Consider the following 17,311-nt stretch of genomic DNA (forward strand, 5'->3'; position numbering starts at 1 on the left):
AATAACAGAAAGCGGAGCGGCCGCGACGAAGGGCACTTTATGGCTTTCCCGCAGCGTGGCTCACATTCAATGCTCAACGGTGACCGGCCTCACTATTAATTAACATACTGTGGATTTTGTCATGACCGCTTCTGGCACTTAGCAGGTGGTCAAATCTAATTAACCCAGAGTAGAAAAGGGGGCAGACTAAATACTAATCAGTAAAAATAAATGCCCTGATTCATTGCCAAAATATTTTCTGATAAGAACCAATGCCTTTCCTAGAAACCGTCCAAAAGCCATGACTCAGCCCTTCACAAGCGATAACTCATAAATTATGCTGTATGCATATACAGTTTGCTGGGCTTTCATCATGCGTTTTCACTCCCTCTCGCCGCTGCGCGAAATTGTTCCTATCCCGTTGTTTAATGCAACGATCCCGGCTGGCTTTCCCAGTCCGGCGGCGGATTACGTTGATAGGCCAATCGATCTGAATGAGCTTTGTATTGCTCATCCGGCAGCGACTTATTTTGTCCGGGTGACCGGTAATTCAATGATTGGGGCGGGGATTTTTGACGGTTCGCTGCTGGTGGTGGATCGCAGCATTTCCCCGAGCCACGGCGATATTATCATTGCCTCTGTTGCCGGTGAATTCACGGTCAAGCGGCTGTGCCTGAGGCCTGTCGTACAGTTAGAAGCGATGAATCCTGATTATCCGCCGATAGTTCTGCACGATGGCGGGGATGATTTGGAAACTTTTGGCGTTGTCCGTTTCGTTATCAATGAGGCATCCGGTGTTTGCCCTGGCTGATGTAAATTCGTTCTATGCGTCCTGCGAAGCCGTATTCCGGCCAGATTTGCGCGGGCGGCCTGTGGTGGTGCTCAGCAATAATGATGGCTGCATTATCGCCAGAAATCAGGAAGCGAAGGCTCTCGATATCAAAATGGGTGGGCCATATTTTAAGCATCGACAGCTTTTCGAGCGGCACAATGTGGCGGTATTCAGCAGTAATTACGAGCTTTACGCGGATATGTCCAACCGGGTGATGACTGTGCTGGAAGATATGGCTCCATCGGTTGAGATTTACAGTATTGATGAGGCCTTTCTGGATGTCAGCGGCGTAAGCAACTGCATGAGTCTGGAGCAGTTTGGTCGTAACGTGCGGGCACGGGTATTGTTATGGACCGGACTGACCGTGGGGGTCGGCATTGCCCAGACCAAAACGCTGGCCAAACTGGCGAACCATGCGGCCAAACAATGGAGCAAAACCGGCGGCGTGGTGGATTTATCCGATCCGCTCAGGCAACGCAAATTGCTGGCGATAACACCGGTGGAAGATGTCTGGGGAATAGGGCGGCGGATCGGTAAGAAACTCAATCTGTTAGGTATCAAAACGGCGCTGCAACTGGCCGATACCAGCCCACAGATAGCCCGCAAACATTTCAGCGTGGTACTTGAGCGAACGGTGCGCGAGCTGCGCGGCGAATCCTGCTTGGCGCTGGAAGAATTTGCACCGACCAAACAGCAAATTGTCTGTTCCCGTTCATTTGGCGAGCGAATAACTGACTATCAGGATATGCGTGAGGCAATATGTGGCTACGCCGTGCGCGCAGCTGAAAAGCTACGGGGAGAACATCAGTATTGCCGAGGTATCTCCGCTTTCATCAAAACCAGCCCCTTTGCGGTGAATGAAGCCTACTATGGCAACGTGGCCAGCACCCAACTCTATACGCCCACGCAGGATAGCCGAGATATTATAACCGCCGCCACGCGTTGTCTGGACAGTATTTGGCAGGATGGTCATCGCTACCAAAAGGGGGGCGTGATGCTGGGCGATTTCTACGGTCAGGGCGTGGCACAACTCGGGTTATTCGATGAAAACTCGCCGAAAGCCAATAGTGAACAGCTCATGGCAACGCTGGACAGAATAAACCAGTCAGGCAAAGGGAAAATCTGGTTTGCTGGGCAGGGCATACAGCGCGCATGGCAGATGAAGCGAGACATGCTGTCACCGGCGTACACTACTAGGTTGCAGGATTTATTGAAGGTGAGGGCTTGATGTTGTTTGGATTCATAGGCTGTTTTTTTCTGCATATCCTGTGCCCAGTTTCCGGCTAGGTATTCCCGCTCCGAGTAATCCCACCGAGATCACGGCGATTAATCAGTCAGCCGATTACGGCGAGGATGACCCAACCGACGACGATACGCGTTTTTATGTGGAAACCTACGTCACTTTATGGTTAAGAAGGGCCGCTGGGGCCGGTATCGCAAGAGGTCACGATCACCTATCCTGGCAGTAGTGTGGGTCCGTACCCCCTGAACATCTCAGTTCCCCCATTTACTCAGAATAAAAGGGCTGGCTACAGTGATGTCCAGCCGGTGGATATTCCCCATGGGCGCTGGGTGGATTTGCGGTTGGAGAGGAGGGAGGTTAAGCTTTCGTCCGTTGGATAAAAACTGATTAAAGCGAGCGACTACGGTTATCTAACATAGATACTTATTTTTAAAAGGAATTAAATGTATGGATGAGCAAGAGCTAAAGAACACATTATTGAGTTTGGGGATGGATAATGTCGATGCCACTCTATTGATCAAGATAGCAAAAAATAAAAAAACCAGTGTAAGTCGAGTTTTCATTATGAGCCTGCTAGGTTTATATATGGGGACTGCAACTCTTATTGCCATATATTTTTTATTTACATATAAAATGGAGAAGAACGAGGTGTTGATATTTTCAGTATCTTACATACCAGTTGTGTTAATAATTTATTTCTTCACTCCATCTTTAAAAAAATTATTTTGGAGTTTGAAAGTTTTAGTTGCGTTAAAGTGGAATTAACATGAGTGGTTTTGCGATTAATACTCAAGAAAGAAAAAGAGGATACAACTCGTATTTTTCATAGGTCTGTAGCTCATGCATATTATTGACATACCCCCCAGAAGTGGTTTTATTAATAGTGAAACGGAGTTAGTTACTGATTATATAAATGAATTTAAATTAGGACACTTATCACTTGGTGAGGCTACGTCTAAGCAGCATGAACAGTACAAAATATTGGAAGAAAGATATTTTTATTTAATAGCGAACAATGCAAAGTTACTTGCTGTAATAAAAAGAAAAAGATAAAAACTCAGTTAGCAATATTGTCTTGGCGCAGGTTGGTTTCGTTAGTGGCGAGTTACAAGTAATAGGTGGACATGGTCTCTGTGCAGCAAGTATGGGTGCCGTGTGTGCTTCATTTGGGGCACCTCTAATGGTTCATGAAGCAGAAAATCCATGGGGAAATACACATTATTTAGTCGTGTGGGAAGAGGTTATTATTACATCATTAGAAAACGCGTATATCTATGCGGTAGAAAAATCAGGTTAGACAAAAATAGCGGAAAATTGCCACTCTATCGGAGATAGAGTTCTTTCTATGGGGGCTGGATTCAGACATGTACTCAAGCCAGATGCGTGGAAATTATTTAGGTATATTAAGAATGATTCTATTATAGGATAGGAATACTATGGTTGCTCCTGTTAGCCCACAAAAATATTGCAATTCCTCCGTATCTACGGACATATTCTATCCCGACGTCAATCGAAATATTTTTTAGACAATAACTCATTTCCTTTTTAGGTTGAACTCCATTTTTACCATCGAGATAATGTGCTAATACTCTTGTTTATTTAAAATAATACAAGCTATTTGGTGTCTTTATCGCAAGGTAAAAACCTAAAAATAGGTCAATTAAAATAGCAAAAACAACAAAACTACCGGTAGGCTCATTGGCCAGGTTAAACCAATAAGAAGCGCAGTAAAAATCCGGATTTTCCATGAGGGATCAACGCTGGTCACCAGGGTGATAACCGTGGAGAGGGCCATTCCAACCCAGTAGATCATTTTTAAAGCGATCCATGCAGATGACATTGTAATTCCAAAGCCTTGTTAACGTACGGTGACACAGCAAATAATTAACAAAGATTTTACGCCCACCGATTTTAGATCGCCAGCCTTAATCAGGACGAAAACGTACATTCGTATTTTTTTCTGTTCAAAATATGCACAATACAGATTTCCATTTCTGCACGCGTCGAAAAGTCCGTTGGGAGTCAGTCTAAGTTTTGTGATAGGAATTATTGCAATGATCGGAACAGCGTCTAAGGTGAATAGGTTATGTAAGCCGTATTCCCGATGACTTCTGACCATGGATAATCCTGTGATTACACTTTATTCTGACGCTGATTTTTTTAGTCCGTATGTAATGTCCGTTTTTGTTGCCTTAACCGAAAAACAACTTCCTTTTGAGCTGAAAAAAATCAATCTTTCGGATAATGAAAATATGCAGCAGAGTTACGCCCAACTCTCTTTCACTCGCCGTGTACCAACTTTGATTATTGATGACTTCCGAATTTCAGAATCGTCGGCTATTACTGAATATTTGGATGAAGCTTTTCCTGCCCCTGCTTATCAATCCCTATACCCGAACATGATGCAGCAAAGAGCTAAAACCAGAGAGATTCAGGCGTGGTTACGCAGTGATTTATTATCCATACGATTAGAAAGGCCCACAGAAGTGCTGTTTGGTGGGATGAAGTGCCCGCCGTTATCGACTATTGCCAGTAACGCGGCGGATAAACTATTCGCAGCCGCCAATTGGCTACTGGCTGATGGACAGGATAATTTGAACGGAGAATGGTCTATTGCCGATACTGATTTAGCTTTGATGCTTAATCGTTTAGTGATGAATGGGGATGATGTACCGGCTAATTTACAGCGTTATGTGTCCTATCAATGGCAACGCCCTTCAGTTCAGCAGTGGTTAACGCTGTCCAAATAAGCCACTACCTATTCGTGAGATCACTACCTATTCGTGAAATAGTGAAGGATGTATTTCGTGGCTGTCAGCTGCAATTATCTGATGACGAATATTGAAACTGTAGCAGCCTGCATTTAGATCTAAGGCTGTATTTCCCTGTTAATTATTCAGGATACCTGAACCCTGTAGGTTGGGTTGCCGTCTTGGGTAACTTGGTAGGCAGTGACATGCAGACATTCTTTAATGATCACACTGTTGTTTTTTAATCCGGTTCGAGAGATAAACGCCTCACCTCCAATACCGGATAAGATCAGTCTAGCCGACGGGCCGAAAAGGTTGATTTTTGCTCGATCATTTTTTGTCTGCGTCAGACAAGTTACTTTATTTTTGTTCATTTTAACTTCGATCAATGAAAGGGTGTCGTCCGAATTTACTAAAAAGAAGTCGGGCACTATCCGCTGACCCTCTGGGTTTTCAAAACGAACCTCTCGTCCCCAGCTTATAATATGTTCGTTGCGACATAAGAATAATGCTATTTCTATTTGTAACCAGTTTTCCCAACCGGTGATATCCATATCGCTAATTAGTCGTAGTTTGTGTTTAAAATCGGGATGATCAAAGAAAGTCTTAAGGGCTAGTGCGTAACTCATTGAAGCTCCATGGCGAATCGGTTAATTATTAAGTCAGAAAAAGGGCCGGGAAGCGTAGTGTAAATCGAATTTATCTGGCGTTATGCGATAATTAACGCACTGTTTATCGGTATTTTTATCTCTTACAATCGGTGATTTGCTCTTTGAGAGTGTATCTGCAATTTTATGGCGATGAGAATCAAGGCTGAAAAGTGAGAGAACAGGTCGCTAGAGCGGCTTGGAAGTACTGCGAGAGAATTCTGAACAATTAGCGCTGCCGGAGATTGTATCTTTTACCGCGTTAATTAATTTACGTTCTCAAACCGTGATGGAACGTTTAGGGTTGGAGCGGCAGAAACCCGATTTTGATCACCCCGGCGTTGCTGTAGGTTATCCATTACGTAAACATTGTTGGTATCGTGTGACGTGAGAACAGTGGATAACACGCTAAACGACTTTTCTGTCATGGTGAAAAAAGTAGTATATTGATAGATAAAGCAGGCTAGCGTGTCAGGCGGAAATTAAAATGTTCAATCGCATTAAAACGGCACGTTTTGTTAGCGTAATCTTAGCGATCGTTTTCCTGGGCGCCTGTAGCCAATTACCACGTAACCCTTTGCCGGTCGAATTAATGGACGAAGCTGAAATTCCCGGTATGCCAAATATTCGCGCGGCTGCTGGTCATATCAGCCCGATCTTCGAAGCAGATTTATTGCAATCTTATAAAGATGAACGACCGGATCAATTCCTCCGTCCTGACGGTCAGCGAGTCTATCCGCATTTAGCGCTATCCGGCGGTGGGCCTAACGGCGCATTTGGCGCAGGTTTTTTAAATGGCTGGAGTAAGACCGGTAAGCGGCCAGTGTTTAAAGTGGTAACTGGCGTATCGACTGGCGCGTTAATTGCGCCTTTTGCATTTTTAGGCAGCGATCACGATCAGGCGTTACACGATTTTTATACCACGACGACGACGCGAGATATATTTCATCTCGATAACTTATTATTCCGTCTTTTCTTCCGTGAGGCCCTAGCGGATACCAGCCCACTGTCACAGCTAATTGATGGCCATATTACTGCGCAATTATTGCGTGAAATAGCGGTGGAATATCGTCATGGTCGTCGTTTGTATATCGGAACGGTGGATCTCGATTCTCAACGCTTTTTTGTCTGGAATATGGGCTGCTCGCCACAAAAGGCACGCCGGAATCATTAATACTATTTCGCAAGATAATGCTGGCATCGTCCTCCGTGCCGGTGGCGTTTGCTCCGGTCTTTTTCGACGTGGTGGCCAAGGGTAAACATTATGACGAAATGCATGTTGATGGCGGCGTCGGAGCCAGAGTGTTTTATAACGGCGGCGTATTCAGCGGCAAAATTGTGCGCGCCAGAGCCGGTATTACGAATAGCAAAGAAGATATTTATATAATCCACAACGGCCAGCTCGGGCCACGTCCTGAACCTACGCCTCGATTGGTTCGGAATATTGCCATGCGTACTTTGGATTCTTCGAGTAAAGCTACGGTGGTCGGGGATTTATACCGTATTTATGCGTTCTCCCTAGCCGAGGGAGCCGATTTTCATTGGATCACTATTCCATCAAATCTTGATATCAATGGAGCCGAAATCTTTGATCCAGTGAAGATGGAGAAACTTTATCAGGCAGGCTACGCCGAGGCGCTGCGTGGCCCTGTATGGTCATTGCGACCGCCGGGAACGATCGAAATGGATGTGCTGCTCAGCGAGGCCGCGGCACAGCAGGCTAGCGAGACAAAATGACTTCACTGACCGACTGTGGCTGGATAACGGCTGAACGGGCAGATTTATTGTTGCTGAAAGGGGTTGTTAATGTACCAGAATTTCAACGGTGAACTGACTTGGGCTGAACGCCATATGACACGTACGCTGGCCGCAGTGGCGGCATTACCGGATCTCAGCCAGGTGCGTCTGGCCTGTAACATGCACCTGGATTTGAAAATGGCACCGCTGGTGGCCGGTTTATTGAGAAAGGGGGCGCGGGTTTATCTGACAACCTGTAACCCGACGACGGTACAAAATGATGTGGTGGAATATCTGGTATCTCAAGGCGCAGAAGCTCACGCCTGGCGAGACATGAGCGCTGAAGAATGGTCCGCTTCGTTCGATCGGGCGCTGGCATGGCAACCGACACACTTATGCGAAATGGGCGCTGATTTAACAACTCGGCTGCATCAGTCTCCTGATGGGCCTAAAATTAAAGCCGGCCTGGAAGCCACGGGCTCTGGTATTAGCCGTTTACAAGGTCTGGCTCCGCGTTATCCGATTTATAACTGGGATGATTTGCCGGTGAAAGAGGGGCTGCATAACCGCCATATGGTGGGGCTGACGGCTTGGCATACATTCTTCCAAACTACGCATCTAACCTTGCATGAGAAAAAAGTTGTGGTGATCGGCTATGGTCTGGTTGGGCAGGGCGTGGCGGCATCGGCTAAAGCGTATGGTGGTCAAGTATCTGTGGCAGAAATAGATCCTGCCAGAGCCTTACAGGCGCGTTATGACGGCTGGCAGGTTGTTGATTTGGCTGACGCTGTCAAAGAAGCGGACGTGATTGCTACCGCGACCGGTGCGAAAAATGTACTTTCCGGCGCTCGTCTGGCTGATGCCAAAGATGGGGTGTTTATTCTCAACGTGGGTCACGTTGCAGAAGAGATTGATACCGCTTTCTTAAAACAGTACCCGAGCAGTGAGCCGATGCAGCACGTTTTCGCCTATTCGGTTGGAGAGAAAACTGTGTATCTGCTGGCCGATGGTTCCATGTTTAATTTGACCGCGGGTTATGGCGATAGCCTGAATGCTTTTGATGTCACACTGGCTGTGATGGCCGCGGGGATTGGGCATATTGTTGGTGCAGGGGAGTCTGCGGAGGCGGCGGTGTATTTATTACCGCAGTCAGCTTGGAAGTCGGTGCTCTAACGCACCTTGCTGATATCAACGGGGGTCGATGGATTTCGGTCGGCCGCCGGATTTATTGCAAAAAGAAACGGTTGAGTTATCGATTGCCGCTGCCGCCACATAGACGATGAACAGCAGGTATAAAAAGAGATTATTGGTCATGTTGCACCTCCATTATCCTGAACGGATAACGTCTCTGAATACTGACTGTGACATCATATGAGCGATAAGTGAACAAAAAATGAACAGTCAGTGAAAGATTAATGACAGTGAGGCGAGTATTAGCAATATTTCTAATGAAGAAATTGCTTTGATGGAGAATTGTTTAGATTGAATTGGACTATTTATCAGACACTTGGTGTAATTTAAAAACAATTTAACCAGCATGTGATCAAGAGGGCAGTGATTGTGCTACACTATGCGGCCGATAATCAAGGATAAATCATGAAAAAAGTCTCAATTATTGCTCAGTGCTTAGTAAATGCTAAGAGTTTCAGTGAGATGTCAGAAGCTGAATCCTCGATCAAAAAAGTATTCAATGATAGCTATAGCGATCACTCATTTGACGAATGGAATACCGAAGTTTCCGCGTTGAGTGCCAAGCGAGTTATCAGCCTGGTTGCTGGGTCATCCAAGGTTCGCGTCAGAGGTTTAATTCAGGAACTGTGGAATCACTGATCCTGCTCTGATACTTAACTCCTCTCTGATTTTTCACTGCGTAGAGCATGCCTGTCATGCCACGTGGTGAAAAGTAGACCTTCCTGTTGCAGCGGTAACTCACCGCCGTTCTCTCTTCTCGGGCTGGCACGATCTCTAAACTGCTTTATAAAGCACAAATTTTAACCAATGACGGCGTTGGCACAGTTTCTTTGGCGCGGTTCACGTAACTTCATGACATAGACAACCACGAGGTAAGATTATGTCATTGATCGATAGCTTCAGAAGACTGATCAGCAAGGCTCAAACTAAAGTCACTTGCCCTGAATGCGGTAAGGCATCTCAGCAGGATACAGAAAAAGTGCAGAAAAATAAGGCGTTGGTTTGTCTAAAGTGCGGCAGCCTATTTTTGCCCAGCGATCAAAAACGTTAACCAAATACCATCGCTGCCCAGCGTAATAGCAGCAGAGCCAGGCAAATGCATAACAGTACCAGGAACATTTTCCAGTGCTTTTTATGTAATCTTTTGGTTACCATCATTTTCCTCTTATCTATCTGGTTCATTTACGTCAGTATAGTAACGAAAAACTATGCTGATGAGCAGATATACTCTGTGCGCATTGCTTGAGATAAAGTGTAATATGCGTTGTATCAATAATGTAAGAAATAGAATTCGAAATAAGGAAAATCATGGCCACTAGCCTTCCTCAAAAATATGAAAATGCTGAGCGTTGGGCATTTGGTGATACTGAAAGCGTCGCAGATGAGCTATTGGCGCTGGTATTGCAAGGCGTAAAAACGGCCACTTGTGCCTCTTTAGATGGAGATGGCGTACCGCAGGTGGGCGATGTATTTGTGGTAGTGAATGGAAAAAATGTGCCGGCCTGTGCCGTTGAACTGACGGAAGTGGATCTCAAAACCTACGATCAGGTCGATGAAGCACATGCTTTTGCCGAAGGTGAAGGGGATCGTACTCTGGCCTATTGGCGTAAAGAACATCAGCGCTTCTTTGAGGCTTATGATATGTTCTCACCTGATATGACATTGATCTGCATGAAATTTAAAGTGATTGAGACGTTTTGATTTTAGTCTGAAAACACGACTTGTTCGGCAGGAATGAATAATCTAACGATTCGATACGAATACTGCCCGATAAGGGTTAAAAATATTGAGGGAAAACCCGCCGTCTGTCACCTCGTGTTATTCGACGGACGGGTTTTCTTGCTAACCAACTATGTCATCCTCATTACCCAGGCATCCTGATGCCGATCATAATGTTTCTTATACAACAACGTTTGTTTCCCATCCAAGAGCGCCGGAACGCTGGTGTGGTCATCCCAACCGTCTAATTGCGTGCAAAGATCTGGATCTGATTTGCAGGGAATACTAAGCGTATTTTCCCCTTTGGTCTGCTGAGGGGATATTTGCGCATCATCAATCTCAAAACTGCCTATTTTTAATACTGACTTTCTCATTGAAACTCCTGGAGATTATGGTGGTAGGAGGTGTGACCAGATAAGGCCGCATTATTGAGAATAGCCGAGGTTATTAAAAGCGCCAAATGCAGACGTAGAAAAATACGGGTTTTTATTCGGCCAGTTTCTGGATGTTATATTGGTTACGCCCATTATTTTTCGAGAAATACAGTGCCTTATCCGCCGCTAACAGCAGATGAGATTGATCGATGTCGGGTGAGTGCACTAATGGATGATAAAAACTGGCACCAATGCTGATTGTCACTTTCTGGAATTCGCTGTCCGCATGTTTAATACCCATGATACGAATGGATTCCAAAATATGTTTAGCGACCAACGCTGCGCCAGCTTCGTCGGTATCGGGGAGAATTGCGGAAAACTCTTCTCCTCCATAGCGAGCGACAATATCCGTACTGCGTTTTAGTGATTTTCTTAAGGCGCGGGCAACCAATCTCAGGCAGGCATCACCAGAAACGTGGCCGTAGTGGTCATTAAAGTTTTTGAAATAATCAATATCGATCATCAATAATGCCAGTGGCGTATCTGTACGCTTGGCACGTAGAAATTCGTGAGATAAAACCTTCTTGAATTCCCGTCTATTCGGTAATTTGGTTAATGAGTCAGTGCGTGCCTGAATCTCCAGACGTCGATTGGCTTTAACCAGCTTTAGCTCCAGCAGCTTACGCTCATGAACATCTTCCGCCGTGCCATACCAGCAAATAACGTTACCGTCAGTATCCAGGCTTGGCGTGGCGCGAATTCGCATCCAGTTCCAGCCCTTTTCAACGTGGCAAAAACGGATTTCAATATCGAGAGATTCGCCGGTGCGCAGCGAATGCTCCCAACTGACCAGCGCGATATGCCGATCCTCTGTATGAATGGTTCTAACCCATTCATCTTCCAAGGCCTGTTTGCGAGTAAAACCGGTTATTTTTTCAAATCGGCTGCTGATATCGGTAATTCGGCCGTCGGGTGCCGCGGTCCAGGGAATTTGTGGGTTCAGCTCCACCATATTACGGTAATGTTCTTTGCTACTGCGCAGCGCGGCTTCCATTTGTTTCAGGCAACTGATATCTATCATGGCGACGGATAATCCGGTTACCCGGCCTTGGGTATCTCGAGCCGCTTTCATGCGAATAAAAAAAATGTGTTTCTCGCCGGGCATCTGAAATTCAGCGTCCAGAATATTTTCGTTATTATAAGCCCGCAGTAGAGCCTGACGTAGAATAGGAACAATGCTCGGCATGATCTCAACCACTTTTCGACCGTTAATTTCATTGGCGTGTTTACCTAATAAATTCGCCAAATAATCGTTAATGGTGACGTAGCTCAGAGTGGTATCAACAAAACATAATCCGGCGGGAGCGTTGGAATAGATAGATTCTAATTCAAATAAGCGCTGTGGGGCGTTGATAGGAAAATTTGTCAAGTCGCGATCTATACCTCTATAACCTTTGAATTCGCCGTGCTCATCAAATAACGGAACTCCGCTGGTTTCGAGTAAGATTTCAGAACCATCAATGCGGAGATTACGATTTTTTAAACCAGAAAAAGGGCGACGCTCGGCGCTGATTTTGCTGAAAACATCCATGAATCGCTGTGCTTCATCCTTGGGCATAAAATCATATAATGATTTACCGATAATTTCATGGGGCGCTCGGCCAAAGAACTCTAGGCATTTAGAGGATGAAAAGGTGTAGTGGGCATTAGCGTCAATTTCCCAAATCCAGTCTGAGTTATTCTCGATAATATCGCGCAACTTATTTATTTGTTGGCGTAGAGTCGTCGTCAAAGACTCATTTTTATTTTCATCATCTGGCATGATGTCACTCCTGTTTGAGCACGACTTCCTTGAGTAAGAAAAACTGTCACCATATTCTGGCTTGCTGATTGTATATCAGCCATAAAATGAATACAGCTTATTAGGAGTAATCTGAGCGGCTGGTGTTGAATTAATCCACTATTTTATAATGACAAAACATTAACCAAAGTAGAAACATAAGTAAATTTTCAGAATAATGTTTTGTCAGCTTTAAATTTATCAGCACACTCGGTAGGGAAACTAAATATTTAGGCGTTAATGGGTTAATTCATTATTACAGAATAGGCTAAATCTGTATTAATTACTGCGAACTCATCTCTGCGTTTGGACCTCGGTGGTTCATTGATTTTTATTCATTTTTTATGATGCCAGGTAAAACACCAGACTGTCCATGCTACGAATAATAGGTGACGTTATCATTTTTTGTTATATACAAAGTTAATTCTTTTGATGTGTTATCGGAAATATTGAGCGGTTTTAGGCTAAAGCTATTCATCTAATTTAAGTGTTCGTCAGGTTTTAATATGAATAATTGGTAATGGATTCTTCTATAAAAAACGAGTTTGACCGAATGTCTATGCTGACAGGGTTAGGATTTTATGCCAAAAAGAGATTGATTGTTGCAGCGTTCAGACAAGAAAATAATACTCGGTCAATATGCAGAGAAATATGGCTAGACCATAATTAGAATGCGTAATGACACCCTAGGGCTTTCATATAATCATCAAGGAGTCTGACTCGAATCTTGTTTACCTCAGGTTTCCTCTTCTTCTTTTTTAGCATATCGGATTCTTTAAAAAAACGCCGGATGGCCATAAACGACCTATCCGGCGAGCTTATTTAGAGAGGCTAGAAGCGAGGAATCGCTGTACCCCAATTGCGCCAATCTTTAGGTTCTTCAGTATTCAGCAAGAAATGCTGATTGACCGAAGCCTTCGGTGCCAATGGCGTTGTCGGTGGCGTTGCAAAGGCGATACCGCCGCGAATAAATTGCTGGAAGGTGCCGCTTTTCACTACGCCGCCGGTTAGACCAAACTGTAGGTTATAGCCGGAAGCCAGCCAGAACACACTGTTTTGCCGAACGAGCTGTTGGTATTTCTTACTGATTCGCAGCGAAACCTGTACTCGATCTGACATCGCGCCAAGATTGAATCCGGTGACCGTACCGACCTCCATTCCGCGGAACAAGACCGGCGTGCCGATCTGTAATGAACCGGCTTCGGCAGTATCCAGCACGATGCTCAGACCGTCTAGATAGCGCGAATCAGTAATGGTAGCGGTTTGTAGTTCGAAATTACGCAATGCCTGCCCACGCCCCGGTTCCACGTTAATATACGGCTGGAGTAGGGTGTCCAGGTTATTGACGCCGGCGGCGGAAATTTCCGGTGAAACGATAGAGAAGCGGGTGCCGAAGCGAGCAAAGCTCTCCACGTATTCTGGATAAAGTACCGCTTTGGCCAGAACTTCGTTGCGCTCGGCGGACAATTTCAGCGATTCGACCTGACCAATATCGATTCCCAGATAACGAATAGGCATACCTGCCGCCAGTTTGCTGGCATCGTAAGTGCGTAGCGTAATTTGGCTCCCCACGGCGCGGGCGGCGGTTTCTGTGGCATACAGGGTGCGTTTAACGCCTTTGCCCAAGGTTACGCCGTCGAGATTATCGAAGCTAATGGCGCCTTTGAGTGCCCGGTTCAAAGGCGAAGCTTGCACGGTGAGTCCGCTGCCGTTTAACTGTACTTTTGCTCCGCCCTCAGCCCAGAAGATACTTTTACTGCTCAACAGGTTACGGTATTCCGGCTGAATATAAACATCCACCTCAAACTCATTGGCTTTTGGGCGAACATTGACTATTTCGCCGACCTGAAACTTGCGGTACAGAACTACCGAGCCAGTTTGCACGTCGGGCAAGCTGCTGGCCGTTAGAGTGAGGGTCGTCGCAGGCAGGTTACCCAGAATACCGTCTTCAGCCTTTTCGCGACTGCTGTAGAGCGGATATTGGCTTTTCGGTTCACCTTTACCCCCGGCCAGCAGCTGAATACCGCCGTCAAACCATTCTTGTGCGCTGGCACCCTGAACATTGATGCCATCAATACCGATTTTGACGTCGATACGGCTGTTAACCACGAACTTGCTATCGTTATGCACCAAATGACGATATTTGGCCTCAATGGCAGCGGTAAAGGTGATACCGGAATCATCCAGCGTGCGGGTAATAACCTGCCCGATTTTAATGCCGTGCAGCACAATAGGTTGCCCGACATCAATACCGTAGCTTTGCGGCGCGGTGAGGGTTAACTTCAGTACATCCGGCTGCTGTAACAGGCTTTTGTTGCTATCTAGTACGATAAAGTGCTGTTGCGGCTCTCCGTCTCCGGGAACCAGCTCTAGCGTATTACCGGTCAATAATTCACTCAGCTTGGTATCATTGAGGCTGATACGTGGACTGTTCATTTCGATACGGCTGCCGGTACGCATAAGATCGACAACCGAAGGATCGATGGTCAGTTCGCCGGTGACCTTACTGTCTGGTTGCAATACCAGTTTGGTCAATGTACCAACCTGTAATCCCTGATAAATCAGCGGGGTACGGCCTTCAGCCAGATTATTGCCATTGGGTAAATCCAAGGTTATGGCTACGCCGCGGTTACTGTGGGCCAAATCGGGGTACAACTGGAACTGTTGATCGGTTTTGGCATCCTGGCTTTGCTGCGGTGAATCAAAGGCAATTGCGCCGTTAACCAAGGCCGCCAGACTCTCCATCTGGACTGACGCGCCGCTCAGGCTAAAATCGCCTTTAAAACCTGAGACATTCCAGAATCGGCTGTCATTTTTCACCAGATGAGCGAAGCGGCGATCAATCAGCACGTCAATGATTACACCATTGTTATCCGGCGCAATGTTGTAATCATAAACTTTGCCTACCGGAATTTTGCGGTAGTACACCAGAGAACCGGTATTGAGAGAGCCGAGATCTTTGGCGTTCAAATGAATCATCAGCTCGCCGGTATTCAGGCGGAATTTGGGTTGAGTATCTAACGCGGTGAAATGGGTTTGCGGTTTACCGTGGCCCGGCATCATACCGATATAGTTACCACCGACCAGTGCGTCTAACCCGGAAACCCCGGCCAGAGAGGCTTTGGGGGTAACCAGCCAGAATTGGGTCCCTTCTCGCAACGAGTCTTCCAAATCGTTTTTAATACTGGCAGTCACGACAATGCTGCGTAAGTCTTTGCTCAGACTGATGGATTGCACCGTGCCGACTTCAACCCCTTGATATCGAATAGGGGTACGACCGGCGACAATACCGGCGGCAGATTGAAAATCGATTGTGACTTCAGCTCCGCGATCTTGCCAGTTGGTATAAACCAGCCAGCCCGCAATCAGCAGAGCAATGAAAGGCAGCAGCCAGAAGGGTGAAATTCGGCGTTTGTGCCTAACCTGAGCCTCAGTCGGCGTATTCGGCGTTTCCTGTTGCATGTGCATCCCAAATCAATCGGCTATCCAGCCATTCAACGGCAAGAATAGTCAAAATTACCGCAGACCCAAAGTAAAAGGCAGCCGGTCCCATAGTGAACGAAAGTAGCTGATCTCTGTTGATCAGCGACATCATTAACGCAATAACGAACAAATCCAGCATTGACCAGCGGCCAATCCAGGTAATGACACGCATCAAACGCATACGGGTCTTCAAACTGTGCTGAGTTTTCAAATGAATACTCAGCAGCAAGGTAATCAGTACGATAACTTTAGTAAAAGGAACTAATACGCTGGCAATAAATACCACGGCGGCGATCGGCATATTGCCGGAGGAGGCCAGAGAAATCACGCCAGAGAAAATGGTATCTTCCATACGCACGCCGTTGGCGTAAACAATCGAGATTGGCAGCAGGTTGGCGGGCAATAGCAGCACCATAGAGGCAATCAACGCAGCCCAGGTTTTTTGCAGGCTGTGGCGGCGGCGATGGCGCAGCGGCGTGTGGCAGCGCGGACAGCGACCCTTGGCGTCAGGATGGCCGGTATAGTGGCAGGAGAGGCAAACCCGCAGCGTTTCCCTTGGCCCCGGCGGCTGTTCCTGCGGGTAAAAGCGTTCCCACAGTTGCTCCAGATTCAGGTGAATTAGCGTCAGAATACTTAATAAGGTTAGCGCCAGATAGGCCGTAAGCCCAAGCCCTGGGGAAATGTCGGCATATTCTTTGACTTTGATACAGGCAACAGCCATACCGATCAGATAGATGTCCAGCATCACCCATTCTTTTAATCTCTCCAGCATCAGTAACACCGGCCGCAAATTCATGCCGATACGGCTACCAATGCGCAGATAAAGGAGAGAAAGCGTCAGTGTGAGCGGCGCGCCAAAAATACAGAAAGCCACCATGCTGGCGGTTAAGGGGTCGCCTTGTTTGGTCATCTGCCAGATGCCTTCCAACAGACTGGCATCGATATGGGTGCCGAGCAGACGAATGCTGATTAAGGGTTCGCTAAAGGCAAAGGGCATCAACAGTAGCATTGCTACGGCCATTGCGGTTAGGCGAGTCAGGGACCAATCACGGCCGCTGACGACCTTGGCGCAACAGCATGGGCAATAGGCGGCCTGATTACCTTGCATTGGTGGCAGGGTAAATAGGGCGTCACATTCGCAGCAGCGCTGTTCTCGCGCGGTGGAAAGAGGGCGGTAAATCGCTTCTATCTTCATAAATATCTAATCGATGGCTCCGCCGGTGATGAAAAGCCCAATAGCAATATGGGTAAATGCCGAACCAGGGTACAGAAAGTCGAGGTATATAATTTGGAGCACATTAAATTCGCAGCGCATCAAATTACGCTATAAATCAAATATAGTGTGCGACGGGGCTGAGCCGCGGTTTTTATTCTCGAACGTGACAGCATAACCCGTTGTGTGAACCCTGAAAATCAGTCAATTCCCTATTGTAGGGAACTCTTTTACTCAGTTAAAGATGATTAGCCTTGTGGCAATGTACATTTAATGCTTACTTTAGAGAGGCTAAGCACCGGT

At 46.4% G+C, this 17,311-nt stretch carries 18 protein-coding genes and 2 pseudogenes; 12 read left to right on the top strand and 8 right to left on the bottom strand.

The window, feature by feature from the left end:
* Positions 1-352 precede the first annotated feature (352 nt).
* The 5 genes and pseudogenes from umuD to PL78_RS21155 all read left to right on the top strand — a co-directional run bounded on the left by umuD (position 353) and on the right by PL78_RS21155 (position 3,483).
* Positions 353-790, top strand: coding sequence for a translesion error-prone DNA polymerase V autoproteolytic subunit (umuD, locus tag PL78_RS18810; protein ID WP_064518020.1), 438 nt, complete (start codon positions 353-355; stop codon positions 788-790).
* Entirely contained in the window at positions 774-2,039 is a 1,266-nt protein-coding gene (locus PL78_RS18815; protein ID WP_064518022.1) for a Y-family DNA polymerase, read from the top strand. Before umuD ends, PL78_RS18815 begins: the two co-directional genes overlap by 17 nt.
* Before the next feature lie 242 nt (positions 2,040-2,281).
* Positions 2,282-2,434 (top strand): phage tail fiber protein, encoded by a 153-nt coding sequence (locus tag PL78_RS21210; RefSeq protein ID WP_442538071.1) that lies wholly within the window; start codon positions 2,282-2,284, stop codon positions 2,432-2,434.
* Between the two features lie 67 nt (positions 2,435-2,501).
* On the top strand, positions 2,502-2,819 hold the full coding sequence (locus tag PL78_RS18820; protein ID WP_064518024.1) for a hypothetical protein: 318 nt from the start codon (positions 2,502-2,504) through the stop codon (positions 2,817-2,819).
* Positions 2,820-3,129: 310 nt separating this feature from the next.
* Positions 3,130-3,483 (top strand): annotated as a pseudogene (locus PL78_RS21155) (DUF4225 domain-containing protein).
* A 231-nt stretch (positions 3,484-3,714) separates the two neighbouring features.
* On the opposite strand, the gene PL78_RS18830 reads toward PL78_RS21155, so the two are convergent.
* Complete coding sequence (locus PL78_RS18830) at positions 3,715-3,894, bottom strand: GhoT/OrtT family toxin (protein WP_064518027.1); 180 nt, start codon at positions 3,892-3,894, stop codon at positions 3,715-3,717.
* A 277-nt stretch (positions 3,895-4,171) separates the two neighbouring features.
* Between PL78_RS18830 and yfcF the strand changes: the two genes are divergently transcribed.
* Positions 4,172-4,804, top strand: a complete 633-nt coding sequence (gene yfcF, locus PL78_RS18840; protein ID WP_064518031.1) for a glutathione transferase — start codon at positions 4,172-4,174, stop codon at positions 4,802-4,804.
* A gap of 146 nt (positions 4,805-4,950) precedes the next feature.
* Here yfcF and PL78_RS18845 read toward each other — a convergent pair whose 3' ends face one another.
* On the bottom strand, positions 4,951-5,433 hold the full coding sequence (locus PL78_RS18845) for a hypothetical protein (protein WP_064518034.1): 483 nt from the start codon (positions 5,431-5,433) through the stop codon (positions 4,951-4,953).
* Positions 5,434-5,650: 217 nt separating this feature from the next.
* Here PL78_RS18845 and PL78_RS18850 point away from each other — a divergent pair, with 217 nt between their 5' ends.
* The 3 genes and pseudogenes from PL78_RS18850 to PL78_RS18860 all read left to right on the top strand — a co-directional run bounded on the left by PL78_RS18850 (position 5,651) and on the right by PL78_RS18860 (position 8,361).
* The gene (locus PL78_RS18850) at positions 5,651-5,842 is read left to right on the top strand and encodes a GNAT family protein (RefSeq protein ID WP_064518036.1); all 192 of its coding nucleotides are present in this window, start codon (positions 5,651-5,653) and stop codon (positions 5,840-5,842) included.
* 96 nt (positions 5,843-5,938) lie between these two features.
* Positions 5,939-7,188 (top strand): annotated as a pseudogene (locus PL78_RS18855) (patatin-like phospholipase family protein).
* Positions 7,189-7,257: 69 nt separating this feature from the next.
* Positions 7,258-8,361: an adenosylhomocysteinase gene (locus PL78_RS18860; protein WP_064518039.1), complete on the top strand. Its 1,104-nt coding sequence runs from the start codon at positions 7,258-7,260 to the stop codon at positions 8,359-8,361.
* Between the two features lie 15 nt (positions 8,362-8,376).
* Here PL78_RS18860 and PL78_RS20930 read toward each other — a convergent pair whose 3' ends face one another.
* Positions 8,377-8,502, bottom strand: a complete 126-nt coding sequence (locus PL78_RS20930) for a hypothetical protein (protein WP_268806861.1) — start codon at positions 8,500-8,502, stop codon at positions 8,377-8,379.
* A 282-nt stretch (positions 8,503-8,784) separates the two neighbouring features.
* Here PL78_RS20930 and PL78_RS18865 point away from each other — a divergent pair, with 282 nt between their 5' ends.
* Complete coding sequence (locus tag PL78_RS18865) at positions 8,785-9,018, top strand: hypothetical protein (RefSeq protein ID WP_049600573.1); 234 nt, start codon at positions 8,785-8,787, stop codon at positions 9,016-9,018.
* 241 nt (positions 9,019-9,259) lie between these two features.
* A complete protein-coding gene (locus PL78_RS20615; protein WP_167349943.1) occupies positions 9,260-9,430 on the top strand; it encodes a YnfU family zinc-binding protein in 171 nt (56 codons plus the stop codon).
* On the opposite strand, the gene yniD is transcribed toward PL78_RS20615, so the two are convergent.
* Entirely contained in the window at positions 9,427-9,534 is a 108-nt protein-coding gene (gene yniD / locus PL78_RS20865) for a small membrane protein YniD (protein ID WP_235601050.1), read from the bottom strand. The two genes, PL78_RS20615 and yniD, sit on opposite strands and share 4 nt — an antisense overlap.
* 153 nt (positions 9,535-9,687) lie before the next feature.
* On the opposite strand from yniD, the gene PL78_RS18870 reads away from it, so the two are divergent.
* Entirely contained in the window at positions 9,688-10,080 is a 393-nt protein-coding gene (locus tag PL78_RS18870) for an ASCH domain-containing protein (RefSeq protein WP_064518040.1), read from the top strand.
* A gap of 149 nt (positions 10,081-10,229) precedes the next feature.
* Here PL78_RS18870 and PL78_RS18875 read toward each other — a convergent pair whose 3' ends face one another.
* The 4 genes from PL78_RS18875 to yebS all read right to left on the bottom strand — a co-directional run bounded on the left by PL78_RS18875 (position 10,230) and on the right by yebS (position 16,990).
* A complete protein-coding gene (locus tag PL78_RS18875) occupies positions 10,230-10,472 on the bottom strand; it encodes a DUF1480 family protein (RefSeq protein WP_064518042.1) in 243 nt (80 codons plus the stop codon).
* Between the two features lie 112 nt (positions 10,473-10,584).
* Positions 10,585-12,294 carry a diguanylate cyclase gene (locus PL78_RS18880; RefSeq protein ID WP_064518044.1) on the bottom strand — a complete coding sequence of 570 codons (1,710 nt, stop codon included), beginning with the start codon at positions 12,292-12,294 and terminating at the stop codon, positions 10,585-10,587.
* An 849-nt stretch (positions 12,295-13,143) separates the two neighbouring features.
* Positions 13,144-15,774 (bottom strand): PqiB family protein, encoded by a 2,631-nt coding sequence (locus PL78_RS18885; RefSeq protein WP_064518046.1) that lies wholly within the window; start codon positions 15,772-15,774, stop codon positions 13,144-13,146.
* A complete protein-coding gene (yebS, locus tag PL78_RS18890) occupies positions 15,743-16,990 on the bottom strand; it encodes a membrane integrity lipid transport subunit YebS (protein ID WP_064518048.1) in 1,248 nt (415 codons plus the stop codon). Before yebS ends, PL78_RS18885 begins: the two co-directional genes overlap by 32 nt.
* Positions 16,991-17,311 lie beyond the last annotated feature (321 nt).

Origin of the sequence: Yersinia entomophaga (genome assembly GCF_001656035.1) — a bacterium.
In the GTDB taxonomy this organism is placed as follows: domain Bacteria; phylum Pseudomonadota; class Gammaproteobacteria; order Enterobacterales; family Enterobacteriaceae; genus Yersinia; species Yersinia entomophaga.